This window comes from Microcoleus sp. D3_18_C4 (assembly GCF_036702355.1).
Taxonomy (GTDB): domain Bacteria; phylum Cyanobacteriota; class Cyanobacteriia; order Cyanobacteriales; family Microcoleaceae; genus Microcoleus.
Genome location: NZ_JAUBTF010000096.1, coordinates 1 through 15,756, shown reverse-complemented (window position 1 = coordinate 15,756; position 15,756 = coordinate 1). Strand labels below are relative to the sequence as shown.

The following is a 15,756-nucleotide window of genomic DNA, read 5'->3' as shown; positions in this document are numbered from 1 at the left end:
GATTTTTAAACTACGACTCATAAACGCACCATAAAAGCTATCTCTCTATTATATGCAACTTCACATAAAATTGGTATAATGAGTAATAACTAAACCCCAGCCGCAGTAAAAGCCGCCCAATAATAAGGATTGGCAAAAGGATAGGGTTTGCGGTTGCGAATTTGCTGCAAAGAAGCCTCCGCAATCAGGCGAGAACTTTGAGAAAGCCGATCGAACATTTGCGAAATTTGAGGTTGAAAATCCGCCAGCAACACCTCCAATTCCTCGCTAGTCAAATCCCGCAGCCACCTTTGAGCGTCCCCCAACGCGATCGCCACATCTCCCACCTGCAACCGAGAAAACCGTCGCAGATTTTCATAAAACTTGCTCGTCAGCAGCAGCGTAGAAACATCGTTCACCTTCCACAGACTGCTAACCACACTAGACGTGCCAGCATACAACAAACCCGCCGACAAACCCACAAAATCTCCTCCAGCACCGCTAACTCCGCCAGCGGCAATTTCACAACCCGATAAAGTAACTAAAAAATATTGTCTAAAATCCAGATTAAAAATTTCCTCCAAACTCAGAGAATCATTCCTCAAAAACACTGCGGATTTCAGAGGACAAGCCAAATTAAGCAAACTAAAACAAGCAAAATGAGCGCATTTTTTCTGCGGCAACTGCCCTATTTCCTGGGGCAAATTCCCATTATTAGCAGAGATTTCTTGGGAAAAAGCCTCTTTAATTGCCGGCTTATGGCGCACAACTTCTGTAGTGGCAAAATACTGGGAAATAGTGCCGATTTCAATGTTGCTGTAGAACGCATCTCTGGTGAAAGTTGGAATTGCCAAAAGCTGCTGCAAACCTGGTTTGTACCGACCAATAGCCGCTCCGTGTGCACTTTGTCTCAACAGCAATAGCTGACAGCTAGGAGCATAGCGAATTCCTCCGGGAAATCGATCGATCAAAGAAGTAGTAGGCGCTGCAACGTCGCCAAAAGACGAACTTTGAGAAAAATCCGAAAGGCTGTAGGTTTCCACCTCAAAACCGCTGCGATCGCTCCACCCAGACCTAAAAATTCCCCCACCGTCCTCAAACCCGTCTCTCCCCGCCAAAGGCAAAGCGTGGAGTGGCAAAGCGTGCAAAAATCGGTGCGGCACAAAAATCAGCCGATCGCAATTATCAGGAATCAGCGCCACCACTCGATCGATTTCCAGCATCGTAGCCAAGCGTTTGAGGCGAGTCGGGAGATGATTGATCCAGCGACCTTTTTGTTCAGAATAAGCGGTGAGGTACTCCTGGCTCCAACTTTCGGCAGCCATAGCATTTTCCGGCGAACACAGGTGAACGGCGGGATATTGTGCACTCTTTACCACCACAAAAGCAACCAGCAACTCCCCCAAACTCGCCCACACCACAGCAGCGCAATTGTCATCAGGCAACAATTGGCGAATTTGCTCAAAAGCGATCGGTTCAACTTTGTGAGCGAGGCTGAAGAAAGGGTCGTTTGCCTGCACCTCCCGCGCAATCAACCTATCCAACTGCTTCCACAATTGATTTAAGTGCATGAAGTCCGAGTTCGGCAGCAGAGAACCGCTGTTCAAACCTTGGCTATCGCCCTCAGAAATCAAGGTCGTGTTCGGCTCAGGTTCTCCCTGTTCTTGGTGCCGCTGTTCCCCCGCTATTTCCAGTTGCAGGGACTCCAACTCGCTTCGCACCGCTGCAGGAATTTCGGCTTTCGGAGTCAAGTGACATTTAACCAGCAGTTGTACCAAATTCCGATTTTTGTGGCGTTCGGCGTATTCCAGAGCCTTAGCGTAATATTCAGGTTGGCTGGCGCCGAGTTCGAGGCCAACTTGCACCAGGCATTTATAGAGTCCAGCCCAAGTGCGGGTTAATTTGACTTTTGCGGTACTCGTCCGATCGCCAAAATCGACTGTATCAACCCCAACTTCGCAACGCAAGAATTCCACAGTATCGACAGCAGCAGTAAAAACCCCGTAGGCGCGAAGCAAGTCGCCTCGAACTCGGTAAGCTTGACCCAAATAAAATAAAATTTCAGCCCAGCGGTGGGGATAGGTTTCGCGAGTGTAGACTTGACAGGCGCTGTGATAGCAGCCGATCGCGCTTTCCATGTGGGACAAGTCTTCCGCCTCGGTCAGTTGCGAATAAGCCCTGCCCAGATAAATTTGCAGCATTGCCCAGCGGTTGGGATATGCCTGCCTGGTGTAGACTTCGCCCGCATTTTGATAGCAGGCGATCGCGCTTTTGAGGTTGCGGTTTTTTTCCCCTTTCAGGTGTTCGCAGAAAGCGCGGCCGAGGTAGGCACACAGCATTGCCCAGCGTTCGGGAGATTTTTGGCGGTTGCAAAAGAGCAAAGCATTTTGATAGCAGGCGATCGCGATTTCCATATTGTCGGCTTTTTCCCCTTTCACGCGCCGACTGTATATCCTACCGAGGTAAGTTTGGATCGAAGCCCAGGCTTCGGGAAATTTGATGCGGGTGTAGACTTGTAAAGCATTTTGATAGCAGGCGATCGCCATTTCCATATTTTCCACCGGATCGCCTTTGATGCGATCGACAAACACCCGGCCCAAATTCCTCTGAGTCGTTGCCCACTGCTGCGGAAAAGCTTCCCGAGTCCGCACCTGCAAAGCTCTCTGATAGCACGTAACCGCGTATTCCAGATTTTCGGCTCGGTTGCCCCCCAGCAACTCGCAGTAAGCATTTGCCAAATTATTTTGAGTTGTGGCCCAACGCCGGGGAAACACCTTGCGGTTGTAGACTTGCAAAGCATTTTGGTAGCAAGCGACTGCCAGTTCCAGATTTTGGGCTCGGTTGCCCCGCAGTCGGCGGCTGTAAGCACGGCCGAGATTGTTTTGAGTGCTCGCCCACTCTTCCCCAAAAGTTTCGCGGGTGCGAACTCGCAGTGCGTTTTGATAGCAGGCGATCGCCTGTTCTAGATTGTCTGCCGGAGCTCCCCTGAGACGCTCGCTGTAAGCGTTGCCCAGATTGTTTTGCAGCGTCGCCCACTGTTCCGGGTAATGTTCGGGCGTGCGTACTTGTAGGGCATTTTCAAAGCAAGCGATCGCCTGTTCGATATTTTGAGCCTTATCACCTTTGGGGCGATCGCTATAAGCGTTGCCCAGATTGTTTTGCATCACCGCCCATTCTTGGGGAAAGTCTTTGCGGGTAAACACCTTAGCAACTGTTTCGTAACCGGCAATTTCGATTTCCAAGTTATGAGCCTTGCTGCCGAGGGGAAACCGCCCAATTTTGTTGCTCAGATTGCCGATTAACGCTGCAATGCGCCTAGTCTCCGATTCTTTGGCAGCAGGGAGCACCAAAGTGGCCCAGTGGCGCAGCAGTTGTGCGAAATTCTGGTCGAGTTTGTCTAAATTGTTTCTCAGCAGCGAGTACAGGTGCTGCGAATCAGCGCCGCGCGCCACTGCCTGCAATACTTCTGCTAAAAAAGCCAGATATGCTGCCCCGGTTGCGGGCAATTTATAATTCCCTTTTGCAGATTCTAAGGGTGCGATCGCCCTTTGGAAAAATTTTGCAGCTTTCAGCAAACTTTCTCGCGTCAGTGCCGGTTCTTCCAAATAAAGCGTTTGCACGAACCCAAAGTCGATCGACTTTGGGTTCGTCCTCAAAATCAAATCTATTCCTGAGTCCCCAGGATTTTCCAGCAGCGCTTGGAGCATATTAACATCAGTTTTGCGACGCTGTTCGTCCATCGTGCATTCCGCCAAACTATTAACCATAGGAGCGCTGATTCTGTGCAACCAAGTGAACTACCCACCCCTAAATCGTAGTACCGAATATAGTAGGGGCTTCTGTACTCATAGGCGAGTGCCTTAGCTGAGACTTTCGTCCAACCTTTGGTCTTACCTCGCATCCTAAAGCCGAAACGGCTGAACCTTCCGCCTTTAGTGTTTTGATAGCTTCTGCTTTCATCTTTATCGGTGCATTCCCCTCCCGATCGCGATCGGTAGCACAGTGAGGACAAGTCCATTCCCTCATATCTAATGGCATCTCGGTCATTTGATGGAAACAATTAGAACAAGGTTTGGAACTGGAAACCCCTCTATCAATCTCGACTAAGTTCCCGCCTTTGCGTTCCCACTTGTAGGCTAAGAAGTTGGTAAAACTTCCCAAAACCTCATCCGATCTTGCTTTCGCCACATTGGAATTGCGAATCCTGTTCCAGAAATGAAAGTTTTCTACTATGACCGCGAGGCGATCGCTGACCAACTTATAACTAAGTTTATGTAGAAAATCTTGCCACCCATTCCTAAACCCTTCGCATACCTTGGCAACAGCTTTTCTATATTTGTATTCAGAATTACTTTTTTTTTGGTGGCCTGTAAACTTTGGCTGCTTGCGCTTCAAGTTCTTCTGGTGCTTGGCAAAATGCTTGGCATTGTCATATTTAGATACTTTTTCATCATCGGGGACAATAGCAAAGTATTTCAATACTAAATCACTGCCCGCAATCCTACCTTCTTTTGTTCTCTGGTTCTCAGCTTTGATTTCAGTCAGTATAGATGCCAGATATTTCCCTGAATATTTTTTACTAATAATTGAAGTCTGAATTTTACCATCAGTTAATCTATATCTCTTTATTTTTTTCGTCTTAGTTCTTCCCCTATAATCTAAAATTAGAGTACCCACAAATTTGACGCTTTTAGGATGCTGAAATAACAGTTTTTTGGCTTGAGATGGGAAATTATAAAACCCAGCAACTTCATCAATTTTTTTTTGGTATGCAGTCGTTAGCTTGAGCGTAGTAGCTTGCCCAAATTGGCTGTAATACTGACATAACCCTACACTTTCATCGGATTTTTTGATAACAGGTAAAAGTGTGTTGAGACCGGAGTAGCCAAGTCCTTTACCAGTTTTTTTATATACTTCAATTGATTTATTTTGACCATAATTAGACCACCAACGCGCACCCCCAAAAGTTGAAGCTACTTGTATTTGTTTATTTTGGGTAGGATACAAACGAACTTGGATAGCCTTGTGTAGCAATCAACATCACCTCCTTGGTTCTTCTATTCTCTCACAATATACAGTTGACGATCAAAGCATTACGAAAAAATTTTGTGACGAGGATTACATATTTTCTCTCTTGAAAGCGAGCCCCAAAATTACTTGAGGATGCAATCGTCGTCACCCGCCCTTCCCACTATAACGGTACTCAGTTGAGTTGGAAGGGCCCGAAATAGTTAAATCAGGATTCACAAGTCCCAACAGACACGCAGATAGCGAAACTAGCACCTGCAATGGCTAATAGTATTAGCGTCTTGCCTTGAGTAAAATCCTGGTTCAAAGCGCCGTCAGTCTTTCAGGGCGGGTTTAACAGACAGTTCTAAACTTGAAAAACCCGCCCTGACACACTTGCAGCGGGGCGGGTTTACTTTTACCCCGATCGGACTTACGCTAAGAAACCGGGTTTCTGGGAAAATATTGGGTTTAGTAACGAGAAATCTCGAAAGAAACCCGGTTTCTGAGGAAGAGTGTGTCCTGGACTAAGTGAGTTATCTAGGATATTGCGCGAGTTTCAGCGCTACAGCTAACAAAAATCAACTCACTAAATTTTACTGTACCGCTTGAGAACGCAAGGCTGACTCCACTGCCTGCAGAGCTCGATCGACTTCAGCGGCCGTGACAATCAGCGGCGGGACAAATCTCAACACTTTCGGCCCTGCTGGAACCAACAGAACTCCTGCGGCGATGGCAGATTTGACGATATCGCCCGATGTAAGTTCGATGTCAGCTTGCAATTCCATCCCGACAATCAAACCCCAGCCGCGCACTTCGGCAATTAAATGCGGATATGTGGCCGCCAACTTGTTGAGGCCTGCTTTCAACTGTTCCCCGCGCTGCTGCACGTTTTCTAGAAGGTTTTCCCGTTCTAAAGTTTGGCAAACGCACAAAGCTACAGCGCAAGCAAAAGGATTGCCGCCGAAAGTGCTGGCGTGACTTCCCGGTTCAAATACATCGCAGAAAGATTTGCACAGCATAGCGCCGATCGGGATACCGCCGCCCAACCCTTTGGCAGATGTAAAGATATCGGGTTCAATGCCGAGGTTTTCGTAGCCCCAGTATTTGCCGCTGCGTCCCATCCCGACTTGCACTTCGTCGAGAATCAGCAAAATGCCTTTTTCGTCGCAAATTTCCCGAATGCGCTGGAAGTAGGGGAGATCTCCGGGGCGAACTCCGCCTTCGCCTTGCAGCGCCTCCAGCATAATTGCTGCTACTTGGCGTTCGTCTTTGTCGAGTTGCTCGATCGCACTTTCGATCGCACTAATATCGTTGTATGGCACGTAGTGAAATCCGGGAACCAAAGGGCTAAAACCCTTCTGATATTTAGGCTGTCCGGTTGCCGTAATTGTCGCCAAAGTCCGGCCGTGGAAACTCGCAACGGCGGTAATGATTGTCGGATTCGAGATATTTAATTTTTCGTGGGCGTACTTGCGGGCGAGTTTAATTGCCGCTTCATTAGCTTCAGCGCCGGAGTTGCAAAAGAAGGCTCTGTCAGCGCAAGAATGGTCTACAAGCCACTTTGCCAGCTCGCCCTGTACGGGGATGTAATAAAGATTAGAAACGTGGTGCAGGGTCTGAATTTGCTGAGTTACCGCTGCAATCATTGCCGGGTGGGCGTGTCCCAGAGTGCAGGTAGCAATACCAGCCACAAAATCGAGATATTCGCGGCCCTCGGTATCCCAAACGCGGCAGCCCAGGCCCCGTTCTAGGGCGATCGCAAAACGCCCGTAAGTCGTCATTACATAGCTGTCGAAGCTCTCAGAACTGAAGAGACTGGCTTCGGCTTGCACGTTTGGTTCTTTTAATAAGGTTTCTGGACTCACGAATCGCTCCTTAACACATAATATGCAGACCTCGATTGTACGGTAAAAATCCCGGTTAGCGGTGCAGGCTGTTAGTTTTGTCATAAAATCATAACAGTAACTTCAATTAATCCCTCACAAATCTACTGATGAGTTATTACATTTCTCCTAACTTTCTCGATAAAGTTGCGGTGCACGTCACTAAGAACTTTTTAAATTTGCCCGGGGTAAGAGTTCCCCTAATTTTGGGAATTCATGGCCGCAAAGGAGAAGGCAAAACTTTTCAAACCGAACTGGTTTTTCGGCGGATGGGCTTTGAACCGGTGATGATATCTGGTGGGGAATTAGAAAGCCCGGATGCCGGAGATCCGGCGCGTTTAATTCGCTTGCGCTACCGGGAAGCGGCGGAGCAAATTCGGGTGCGGGGCGAGATGTGCGCCATCTTTATTAACGATTTGGATGCCGGTGCTGGCAGGTTCGATACTACTACTCAATATACTGTCAATACTCAGATGGTCAATGCGACTCTGATGAATATTGCTGACAATCCAACTAACGTGCAGTTACCGGGAAGTTATGACAGCACGCCGCTGCACCGAGTGCCGATTATTGTCACCGGAAATGATTTTTCTACGCTGTACGCGCCGCTGATTCGCGACGGGCGGATGGAAAAGTTTTATTGGGAACCCAGCCGGGATGATAAAATTGGCATTGTTGGAGGAATTTTTGAGTCGGACAAATTGTCAAAAACCGAGATTATGGGGTTAGTTGATAATTTTCCCGATCAGGCGATCGACTTTTTTAGCGCTTTGCGATCGCGCATTTACGACGAACAAATCCGCGAATTTATTCACAAAATAGGAATTGAGCAAGTTTCTAAGCGTTTGGTAAACACTTTGGAAGCAGCGCCAGATTTCCAGAACCCGAATTTCAGCCTCGCTCATTTAATAGAAATGGGCAGTTTGATGGTGGGTCAACAAAAGCGGATTCAGGAAATGCGCTTAGTAGATGAATACAACCAATCGCGCCTGTTTAACGTTCAAGGAACCCCCAATGCCCCTGCTACTGCGCCCACGCAAAGTGAATTAAACGACCCGTCCTCCAAATATTATAAGGCTTACGTCGAGCCAAGTTCTGAAGGTGGTAACGGTCATGCGGCGCGGCTGAGTTCCGAGGTATTGGAACAAGTAAAGCAGTTGTTAGCAAGAGGCTGCAAAATTGGCATGGAATATGCAGATAATCGCCGATTTAAAACTGGTTCTTGGCAAAGTTGCGCGACGATTAAAACTGCACAGGAAAAAGATGTGGTTGCATCTTTAGAAACTTGTTTGGCGGAACACGGCGGCGAATACGTGCGGCTGATTGGTATCGATCCAAAAGTCAAGCGGCGGGTAGCTGAAACAATTATTCAGCGACCGAATTAGGACAAGCGGTTACAGATTTAAATTCTTGCATATTTGGGGTGATGCTCAAAGCCCACCCCACAAAATTTGGATTTTTTTTTACAGAAAATAGACCTATTATGGTCGTTCACTTTCATCTCTTGAAATTATCTGCGTTCATCTGTGTTTATCTGCTTAAAATCTGCGGTTAACCGGCTCTATCAAAGATTTATGCAATAAGTCTAGTATGCAAAAAATCATCAAAAGTTGCCCGATCGCACATAGCACCTTGAGCACCCACTTTAGTTGTGCACAGAGCGCCCGCTGCTGCGCCCCACCGTACCGCCTCCGACAAGGACAGACCGGCATCTAATGCAGAGGCTAATCCGCCGTTAAAAGCATCGCCAGCAGCCACAGTGTCGATCGCCTCCACAGCAAAAGCCGGTACAAAAAAGGTTTCATCCGCAGTAACAGCAACAGCCCCGCGATCGCCCAATTTGACAATAACATTCTTGACACCGCGCTCCTGCAACTGTTTGGCAGCTACAATCGCTGTTTCGGTGTCATTCACCCGAAAACCGACTAACTGGCCCGCTTCCACTTCATTCGGCGTGATAATGTCAATTAGCGGATAAAGTTCGATCGGCAAATCCGCCCTAGCCGGTGCTGGATCGAGAATAACTCGCACCCCCGCTTGACGAGCAGCTTTCGCAGCTTTTTGGACAATTTCCAGGGGAATTTCTAACTGTAACAGCAAGGATGTAGCTGCTGTTAACAGTTTTTGGAGACGTTCTATATCTGCTTCACCGACATTATTGTTCGCCCCCGGAATCACAATAATATTATTTTGACCTGTCTCGTCTACGGCGATAATTGCCACTCCTGAATGAGTGTTTTGGTCTATTAATACATTGTCTGTATTTACACCATAAGATTGTAAATTTGTCAATAAGTCTTCAGCAAATTTATCGTTGCCAACGCGACCGATGATGTGGGTGCAAGTGCCGAGACGGGCGGCCGCTACTGCTTGATTTGCTCCTTTGCCGCCACCGGCCGTGAAAAAATTGCTACCGATGATAGTTTCCCCTGGTTGCGGCAAGCGGGGAGTTTTTGCTGCTAGGTCGATGTTGATACTGCCGAAGACGATTATGCTCATAGATTCAAATTGTGAATTGCGAATTGGGCATAGGGCATCAATGCACGGTAGAATTGGGCATTGGAACTAACAAATAACTAATCACAAATAACTAATAACCAACTGTCAACTGTCAACTGTCAACTGTCAACTGTCAACTGTCAACTGTCCCTTAAGACGTGCTAGAACAGTTATGGTCTTCACAGGTCAATTCAATGGCTGCAATTACTCTCGATCGCAATCCCTGTGTCCTGCTAGTTGAAACAGACGAAGTTCTCGCCGGACACTTGAGTCTCGACTTAAAATCCTCCGGCTATGAACCGGTAGTAGCTTCTAACACCGCCACCGGCCAAAATTTAGCCCGTGAATTGCAGCCTGCTTTGATTGTAATTGACCGGATACTTGGCCCTGAGTCGGGGCTATCACTGTGTTCTTACCTCAGAAGTATTGGCAATCGGGTGCCGGTGCTGCTACTCGTCGGTCGTGATACAGTTGACGATCGCGTAGCTTGTCTGGAAGCTGGGGCGGATGATTATTTTCTTAAACCTTACCGCACTGAGGAGTTTTTACAGTTGGTGCGCTTGTATTTGCAGCCGGATAACAGCAGCAACGAACAATTGAGGTTTGGCGATTTAGTTTTGGATTTGGCCTCTAGGCGGGCCCTGCGGAACGGACGGGCGATCGACCTGACGATGAAGGAATTTGAGCTGCTAAAGTATTTGATGGAACATCCCCGCGAGGTTTTGACTCGGGAACAAATTCTGGAAAATGTTTGGGGTTACGACTTTTTGGGCGAGTCGAATGTGATTGAGGTTTACATCCGCTATCTGCGACTCAAGATTGAAGATGAGGGCGAAAAGCGCTTGATTCAGACGGTGCGCGGTGTTGGCTATGTGATGCGGGAAGCTTGAAGCCGTCATTAGTCATTAGTCAGCAGTCATTAGTCATTAGTCAGTGGTCATTAGTCAACAATGCCCATGCCCCATGCCCTATGCCCCATGCCCCATGCCCTATGCCCCATGCCCAATCTAAAATCTAAAATCTAAAATCTAAAATCTTTATGAATTATTTAGCTACTTTGCTCGGTATTGGAGTAAGTATATTTTTGCTGGGATGTTCGCCGACTTTACCGATCGCGAATGCTGGTGCTACTGGTATTTTGGCGAATCAGTCTCCGACGGCGAAAACATCGGGTCAAGTGCTGCCTGTTTCTGCTAGAGCTCGGATAGGCGATCGCCCAATCGAACTCGAAGTGGCGAAAACAGTGGAACAGCAGGCTATGGGTTTAATGTACAGAACTTCTTTGCCGGATGACAGAGGAATGCTGTTTGAGTTTAAACCGGCGCGGCGGGTCAATTTTTGGATGAAAAATTGCAAGATTTCTCTGGATATGATTTTTATCCGGGATGGGGTGGTTGAGGCGATCGAAGTTTCTGCACCTCCTTGTACTGAAGATCCTTGTCCTACCTACGGGCCCGATACTGCTGTCGATCGAGTTATTGAACTCCGGGGCGGGCGGGCTGCTGAACTCGGTGTCAAAGTGGGCGATCGTATTGAAATCGAGTTTTTCCAGTAAAACTTCGGACTGTTTCAGTAAAATCTGCACACAGACATAATCCCCCGGTTTCAATCCCCCAGAGAGCCCCTTGCCTTCGGAATACCGACGAAAATTTAGAAACTTTACAAAAATTGATTAAATTTGTTAAGATATTAATGTAAGATTCAGTACAAACACCCAAAGATTTGCTACGATGTCGATCTCAGTCAGTCAGGACTTGAGCTTGTTTCCGGAAGCTGTAGATGGTTGGTCGCAGGTATGAGACGAGTCAGCGACTCGTTACCAATCCTGAGAGACGATACTCAGCCTCAAGGTGTAGCAACACGAAAAGAAATTCTCTGGAAGTTCTGGCGATCGAGCTAAATCTACTAAACCTATCTAAAGTAATATGCTACGAGCCAAGTTAATTGGCGGTAATTGGCAAACTTAACTTCTGGTAGCAGTTTCGGGTTTGATCGAAATATCTAACTAATTTTCCCGAAGTAGATTTGCGGATTCTGCATTTCGGCAGATGAAGTTAAACTCTGAACTTGGTTTAGTAGTGTTAGGTAGCAGAATTTATTCTGATTCGCGCTCCAAAGATGCCGAGGTATTCAGTTTAGGTTCGATCGCGATCGCAAGTCGATCGGGCCGACATCAGCAAAATTGCAAAACCTTTCACTTTTTGGGAAAGGTTAGCTTTACAGTAGCACTCAGCATTACGTTTGGCAGTTCAACCGCTAATAGCGTTTTAAAAGCTATAAACGGTAACAAGACAAATTTAAAACTGGCTTATTACTCATCAAAAACATCAGGTTCACATCAGAAAATGGTGTCCTATACTTAGAGGTGAAATCACATGGCACCCGCTAAATACACTCGATTAATTCGCTTTTTACAAGAAGATTTGGCAATTTCACCCGCGTCAATTGCTGTCGCCGAACGTGTCGGCGATAACAAACAGCGGCAGCGTGATCAAGACCCGAATTCCTTGCCGATGGTTCTGTGGCAATACGGTTTAGTCACTCTCGAACAGTTGGATAAAATCTTTGATTGGTTATCCGAAGCATATTAAAAGGATTTTAGATTTTAGAAAGAATCCAAAATCCAAAATCCTTTAATAACTTGGATTAGGATTCAGCCAATAATTTGGCAGCAGCGGCGACGCCGGCACCAGGAGTGTAGCCTTCATGACCCAATTCTTGCAACACGACTTCTAAAGAGGAAATTGCTGCTAGAATATCGCGATCGCACACAAATCCCAAATGACCGATTCGGAAGATTTTACCTTTCAAATGGTCTTGTCCGTCGGCGAGAGCAATGTCAAATCTCTTTCTCATCAAAGTCCGCACTTTTTGAGCATCTACGGATGCTGGCGGCATAACCGAAGTAATCGCAGGGCTGGCGGCATCGTCAGCAGCAAACAACGGCAAACCTAAAGCTTTTACAGCAGCGCGAGTAGTTGTCATCAACCGTTTGTGCCGCGCGAAAACATTTTCCAACCCTTCTGTTTTCATCATCTGCAGCGATGCTTGCAGGGCAAAAAACATATTGACAGGGGGAGTAAAAGGAGTGGTATTTTTGGCAGCGTCTTTGCTATATTTGCCCAAATCCAAATAATAGCGGGGGAGTTTCGCAGTTTTGTAAGCTTCCCAAGCTTTGGGACTGACTGCCACAAAACCCAAACCTGGAGGAATCATGTAAGCTTTCTGAGAACCCGAAGCAATGACATCGATGCCCCAAGCGTCCATCGGAATATTGACAGCGCCTAAGCTAGTGACAGCATCGACCATAATTAAAGCTTCACCGTGGGCCTTAACGTGGCGGTTGATGGTTTCGAGGTCGTTGAGGACGCCCGTGGAGGTTTCCGAGTGGGTGATGATGACAGCTTTGATTTGCTTCTCTGTATCTGCTTCGAGTTTTTCGCGGAAGTGTTCGGGGTCTAAAGGTTGGCCCCACTCAGCTTTAATAATTTCGGCGTTTAAACCGTAAGCTTCGGCGACTTCAGCCCAACGTTCACCAAATTTGCCGTTAGTGCCGACTAAAACTCGATCGCCCGCACTCAGGAAATTAATTATCCCAGCTTCCATCGCGCCGGTACCAGAAACCGTTAAACTCAGCACGTCACTTTTTGTTTGGTGCAGCCATTTGAGGTTTTCGGTACATTCTGCAAAAATCGCGTCAAATTCCTTGCTGCGGTGGCCCATCGGGTGTTTTGCCATCGCTAACAATGCCGCTTCAGGCACCGGCGTCGGGCCGGGAATCATCAGCATTAATTTGTTGTCCATGATATTGTCCTAAGTTTTCCTGTGGGAGTTATATAGAATAAATCAAATACGATACGATACGTCGCGTCGATACTCTAAGTTTTTTAACTTTTAACTCCCTTGTGGTTAATTTCATTTAGAGACCAGCGATGTTCTACCGCTAAGTTCGATCGCTCGCAGCTTTGTTCTAATTGCTTTTGAATGGCAAGGGCTTTACGCAGTGTAATAATAAGTTGGTGCACTTGTTGCTGCTGCGGCGATTGTGGACTGACAGCAAACATCGTTTTGCGCTCTAACAATTGAAGTAGCAATTCATAATGAATGTACGAAGGAAGGGGGATTGGCTCCATGAAAGCTAACATACCTCAGCGAACCGACACCCCATTGCAATTGCATGAGGCATCACAGGTGAACATTAGATGCCCGATTTTTTATTTGTTTTCTAACCGTACAATAACCCCTGCTTTGCCGATCGAATATTCGGGGCTGGGGGCGTTGGACACGCTAAATTTTGCGATCGACAGGCTTACAGAATAGATTTAATTGCTTTCTGGCAAAATATTTCTATGCAATATAGCTTTCAGTGCTATTTCTTTTTTACAGTAGCGCTTGAGTCGATGCAGGCTAGAAATTCTCATTATTTACCTACTTAATCATTTTTTATCAGAATTAAGGGTGGTTTGTCAAGCGGTCTCGCCTTTCACAGGCTGGGAGGGCGATCGGCAAGGGAGGCTAAAGCGGCGCCCGGATCTGGCTGCTTGACCAGAGATTCGCCGATGAGAACGGCTTCGGCTCCGGCGGTGGCAAGTTTAGCGAGGTCGGCGGGAGTGTGGATTCCTGACTCGCTGACGATGAGGATGCCTTTTGCTTGGATCTCGGTTTGGCGGGAGGCTAATAGTTGACTGGTGGTTTCTAGGCTGACGGAAAAGTCTGCTAGGTTACGGTTGTTGATGCCGATCAGGTTGACGCCTTCTAGGGTTAATACTCGATCGAGTTCTTCGAGAGTGTGAACTTCTATTAAAGCTGTCATGCCCAAAGTCTTGACAATTTTCACAAAATATTGTAAGTCTTTGTCAGATAGAATGGCGGCGATTAAAAGTACAGCATCGGCACCGTGAATGCGGGCGAGATAAATTTGGTAGGGATAGATAATAAACTCTTTGCAAAGTAAGGGTAAATCGACTGCCGCACGGATTTTAGCGAGGTTGTCGAAGCTGCCTTGAAAGAACTTTTCATCGGTAAGTACGGAGATGCAACTGGCGCCGTTTTGTTGGTAAGCTAGGGCGATCGCCACTGGGTCGAAATCTTCGCGAATTACGCCTTTGCTGGGGGAAGCTTTTTTAACTTCGGCGATGATAGCGGGTGTGGTTTTGCCGTTTTTAAGGGCGGCAAGAAAGTCGCGAGTTGGCGGTGCGAAGGGGAGTTTTTTGTGAAGTTCGGATAAGGGAGTGCGATCGCGCTTTTGGGCTACTTCGGCTTCTTTTTCCCAGACGATTTCTTCGAGAATGTGCTGGGGTTCGGCGTCGGGTACGGCGATTTGGTAGCTGAGGTAGAGGACGGAGACGGATGTGCTGGGGGGACGACGGCGGATTTGAAGCATGATAGGGGGATAAAGGGCGATCGTAAACAAGTTTCTATTATATAAGGTCGATCGCCCTTTTCAATTTATGATAAAATGCGCTTAACTAAGTATTCGGAGATACACCGATGCGATTAGAAGACTATTTTGAATTTCTAGACCCTGATGACATCCGCATAAAAGGACATCGGATCGGCAGTGACGACGTGATTAAATATTACTTGGATGGATATTCGCCCGACCAAATTCTGGAAGAATTACCAAGTTTGAATTTAGAGAAAATTTACGCGACGCTAACTTATTATCTGCAAAATCGGAGGCAGATGGATGCTTATATGTTGCGGCTGGCGAAGTGGCGGGAAGAACGCTATCAGGAATGGTTGGCTAATCCATCTCCTCTAGCATTGCGTTTGAGAGCAATCAAAGCACAGCGAGAACAGGAGTTACTTAACTAAGCGTGAAAATTCGTTTTTTAGTCGATGAAAATTTGCCTCCTAAGCTCAAAAGTGCTGTTTTAAACCTCGATCCGGAGATAGATATTTTGCGGGTGGGTGATTCAAATGCGCCGCCATTATGCACCTTAGATCCAGAGATTCTAATTTATTTGGAATCATCGAAACGACTATTAGTGACGGATAATCGCAAAAGTATTAGCGGACATTTGGAGTAACATTGGGCCGCAGGGGGACAATGTTGGGGATTAGTTTAGGTGCGTCCAAGTGGAAGTATCCGCAGATGGGCAGAAACAATTCATTTTATTTTGGAAACTACTGAAGCTGAAGAATGGCTCGATAAGTTAGATTGGATTCCATATTAGAGAATGATGTGGAAAAAGTACGCGCGTGCGTAGGCTTTAAGTCGGGGAGTTTTTCCATTCCTTGATCTAATGTCTATCTTGTCTTCTCGTCAAGGGGGTTGAGCAATTACTATTTTACTACAGGACTAGATAGGGTTTGCTGAATAATTGATCGCAGACCACTAGCAGGAGCGATCGATATATTCAAGGTGAGTTAAATATAAGTT

Annotated in this window: 14 protein-coding genes; 7 read left to right on the top strand and 7 right to left on the bottom strand. The window is 46.9% G+C overall.

What is annotated here, in order from left to right:
• Nucleotides 1-89 precede the first annotated feature (89 nt).
• The 3 genes from QUA90_RS28355 to QUA90_RS28345 all read right to left on the bottom strand — a co-directional run bounded on the left by QUA90_RS28355 (nt 90) and on the right by QUA90_RS28345 (nt 6,854).
• Nucleotides 90-3,746: a CHAT domain-containing tetratricopeptide repeat protein gene (locus tag QUA90_RS28355; RefSeq protein WP_333448564.1), complete on the bottom strand. Its 3,657-nt coding sequence runs from the start codon at nt 3,744-3,746 to the stop codon at nt 90-92.
• Between the two features lie 40 nt (nt 3,747-3,786).
• The gene (locus QUA90_RS28350; RefSeq protein WP_333448563.1) at nt 3,787-5,013 is read right to left on the bottom strand and encodes an RNA-guided endonuclease TnpB family protein; all 1,227 of its coding nucleotides are present in this window, start codon (nt 5,011-5,013) and stop codon (nt 3,787-3,789) included.
• Between the two features lie 569 nt (nt 5,014-5,582).
• Complete coding sequence (locus QUA90_RS28345; protein ID WP_333448562.1) at nt 5,583-6,854, bottom strand: aspartate aminotransferase family protein; 1,272 nt, start codon at nt 6,852-6,854, stop codon at nt 5,583-5,585.
• A 128-nt stretch (nt 6,855-6,982) separates the two neighbouring features.
• On the opposite strand from QUA90_RS28345, the gene QUA90_RS28340 reads away from it, so the two are divergent.
• Nucleotides 6,983-8,257: a ribulose bisphosphate carboxylase small subunit gene (locus tag QUA90_RS28340; RefSeq protein ID WP_333448561.1), complete on the top strand. Its 1,275-nt coding sequence runs from the start codon at nt 6,983-6,985 to the stop codon at nt 8,255-8,257.
• Nucleotides 8,258-8,444: 187 nt separating this feature from the next.
• On the opposite strand, the gene rbsK is transcribed toward QUA90_RS28340, so the two are convergent.
• Nucleotides 8,445-9,371 carry a ribokinase gene (gene rbsK, locus QUA90_RS28335; RefSeq protein ID WP_333386032.1) on the bottom strand — a complete coding sequence of 309 codons (927 nt, stop codon included), beginning with the start codon at nt 9,369-9,371 and terminating at the stop codon, nt 8,445-8,447.
• Between the two features lie 194 nt (nt 9,372-9,565).
• Here rbsK and nblR point away from each other — a divergent pair, with 194 nt between their 5' ends.
• From nblR to QUA90_RS28315, 4 genes are all read left to right on the top strand, one after another.
• Nucleotides 9,566-10,261 carry a response regulator transcription factor NblR gene (gene nblR, locus QUA90_RS28330; RefSeq protein ID WP_333082375.1) on the top strand — a complete coding sequence of 232 codons (696 nt, stop codon included), beginning with the start codon at nt 9,566-9,568 and terminating at the stop codon, nt 10,259-10,261.
• Between the two features lie 149 nt (nt 10,262-10,410).
• Nucleotides 10,411-10,926: a DUF192 domain-containing protein gene (locus QUA90_RS28325; RefSeq protein ID WP_333386028.1), complete on the top strand. Its 516-nt coding sequence runs from the start codon at nt 10,411-10,413 to the stop codon at nt 10,924-10,926.
• Between the two features lie 493 nt (nt 10,927-11,419).
• Nucleotides 11,420-11,734, top strand: coding sequence for a hypothetical protein (locus QUA90_RS28320; protein WP_333386026.1), 315 nt, complete (start codon nt 11,420-11,422; stop codon nt 11,732-11,734).
• Between the two features lie 12 nt (nt 11,735-11,746).
• The gene (locus QUA90_RS28315) at nt 11,747-11,962 is read left to right on the top strand and encodes a DUF2949 domain-containing protein (protein WP_333095284.1); all 216 of its coding nucleotides are present in this window, start codon (nt 11,747-11,749) and stop codon (nt 11,960-11,962) included.
• Between the two features lie 55 nt (nt 11,963-12,017).
• Here the strand turns inward: QUA90_RS28315 and QUA90_RS28310 are convergent, their stop codons facing one another.
• The 3 genes from QUA90_RS28310 to trpC form a co-directional block, all read right to left on the bottom strand.
• The gene (locus QUA90_RS28310; RefSeq protein WP_333448560.1) at nt 12,018-13,175 is read right to left on the bottom strand and encodes an alanine--glyoxylate aminotransferase family protein; all 1,158 of its coding nucleotides are present in this window, start codon (nt 13,173-13,175) and stop codon (nt 12,018-12,020) included.
• 83 nt (nt 13,176-13,258) lie between these two features.
• A complete protein-coding gene (locus QUA90_RS28305) occupies nt 13,259-13,504 on the bottom strand; it encodes a DUF5340 domain-containing protein (protein ID WP_041623669.1) in 246 nt (81 codons plus the stop codon).
• A gap of 350 nt (nt 13,505-13,854) precedes the next feature.
• Nucleotides 13,855-14,754, bottom strand: coding sequence for an indole-3-glycerol phosphate synthase TrpC (trpC, locus tag QUA90_RS28300; RefSeq protein ID WP_333329887.1), 900 nt, complete (start codon nt 14,752-14,754; stop codon nt 13,855-13,857).
• 107 nt (nt 14,755-14,861) lie between these two features.
• Here trpC and QUA90_RS28295 point away from each other — a divergent pair, with 107 nt between their 5' ends.
• On the top strand, nt 14,862-15,188 hold the full coding sequence (locus QUA90_RS28295; RefSeq protein WP_333448559.1) for a DUF433 domain-containing protein: 327 nt from the start codon (nt 14,862-14,864) through the stop codon (nt 15,186-15,188).
• 2 nt (nt 15,189-15,190) lie between these two features.
• On the top strand, nt 15,191-15,403 hold the full coding sequence (locus QUA90_RS28290; RefSeq protein WP_333329883.1) for a DUF5615 family PIN-like protein: 213 nt from the start codon (nt 15,191-15,193) through the stop codon (nt 15,401-15,403).
• The last annotated feature ends 353 nt before the right edge of the window (nt 15,404-15,756 follow it).

Bases quoted from the DNA above. Each gene is read 5' to 3' on its own strand.
- trpC (WP_333329887.1), bottom strand. From the start codon at position 14,754: ATGCTTCAAATCCGCCGTCGTCCCCCCAGCACATCCGTCTCCGTCCTC.
- QUA90_RS28355 (WP_333448564.1), bottom strand. From the start codon at position 3,746: ATGGTTAATAGTTTGGCGGAATGCACGATGGACGAACAGCGTCGCAAA.
- QUA90_RS28310 (WP_333448560.1), bottom strand. From the start codon at position 13,175: ATGGACAACAAATTAATGCTGATGATTCCCGGCCCGACGCCGGTGCCT.
- QUA90_RS28295 (WP_333448559.1), top strand. From the start codon at position 14,862: ATGCGATTAGAAGACTATTTTGAATTTCTAGACCCTGATGACATCCGC.
- rbsK (WP_333386032.1), bottom strand. From the start codon at position 9,371: ATGAGCATAATCGTCTTCGGCAGTATCAACATCGACCTAGCAGCAAAA.
- QUA90_RS28315 (WP_333095284.1), top strand. From the start codon at position 11,747: ATGGCACCCGCTAAATACACTCGATTAATTCGCTTTTTACAAGAAGAT.
- QUA90_RS28340 (WP_333448561.1), top strand. From the start codon at position 6,983: ATGAGTTATTACATTTCTCCTAACTTTCTCGATAAAGTTGCGGTGCAC.
- QUA90_RS28325 (WP_333386028.1), top strand. From the start codon at position 10,411: ATGAATTATTTAGCTACTTTGCTCGGTATTGGAGTAAGTATATTTTTG.
- QUA90_RS28305 (WP_041623669.1), bottom strand. From the start codon at position 13,504: ATGGAGCCAATCCCCCTTCCTTCGTACATTCATTATGAATTGCTACTT.
- QUA90_RS28320 (WP_333386026.1), top strand. From the start codon at position 11,420: ATGAAGTTAAACTCTGAACTTGGTTTAGTAGTGTTAGGTAGCAGAATT.
- nblR (WP_333082375.1), top strand. From the start codon at position 9,566: ATGGCTGCAATTACTCTCGATCGCAATCCCTGTGTCCTGCTAGTTGAA.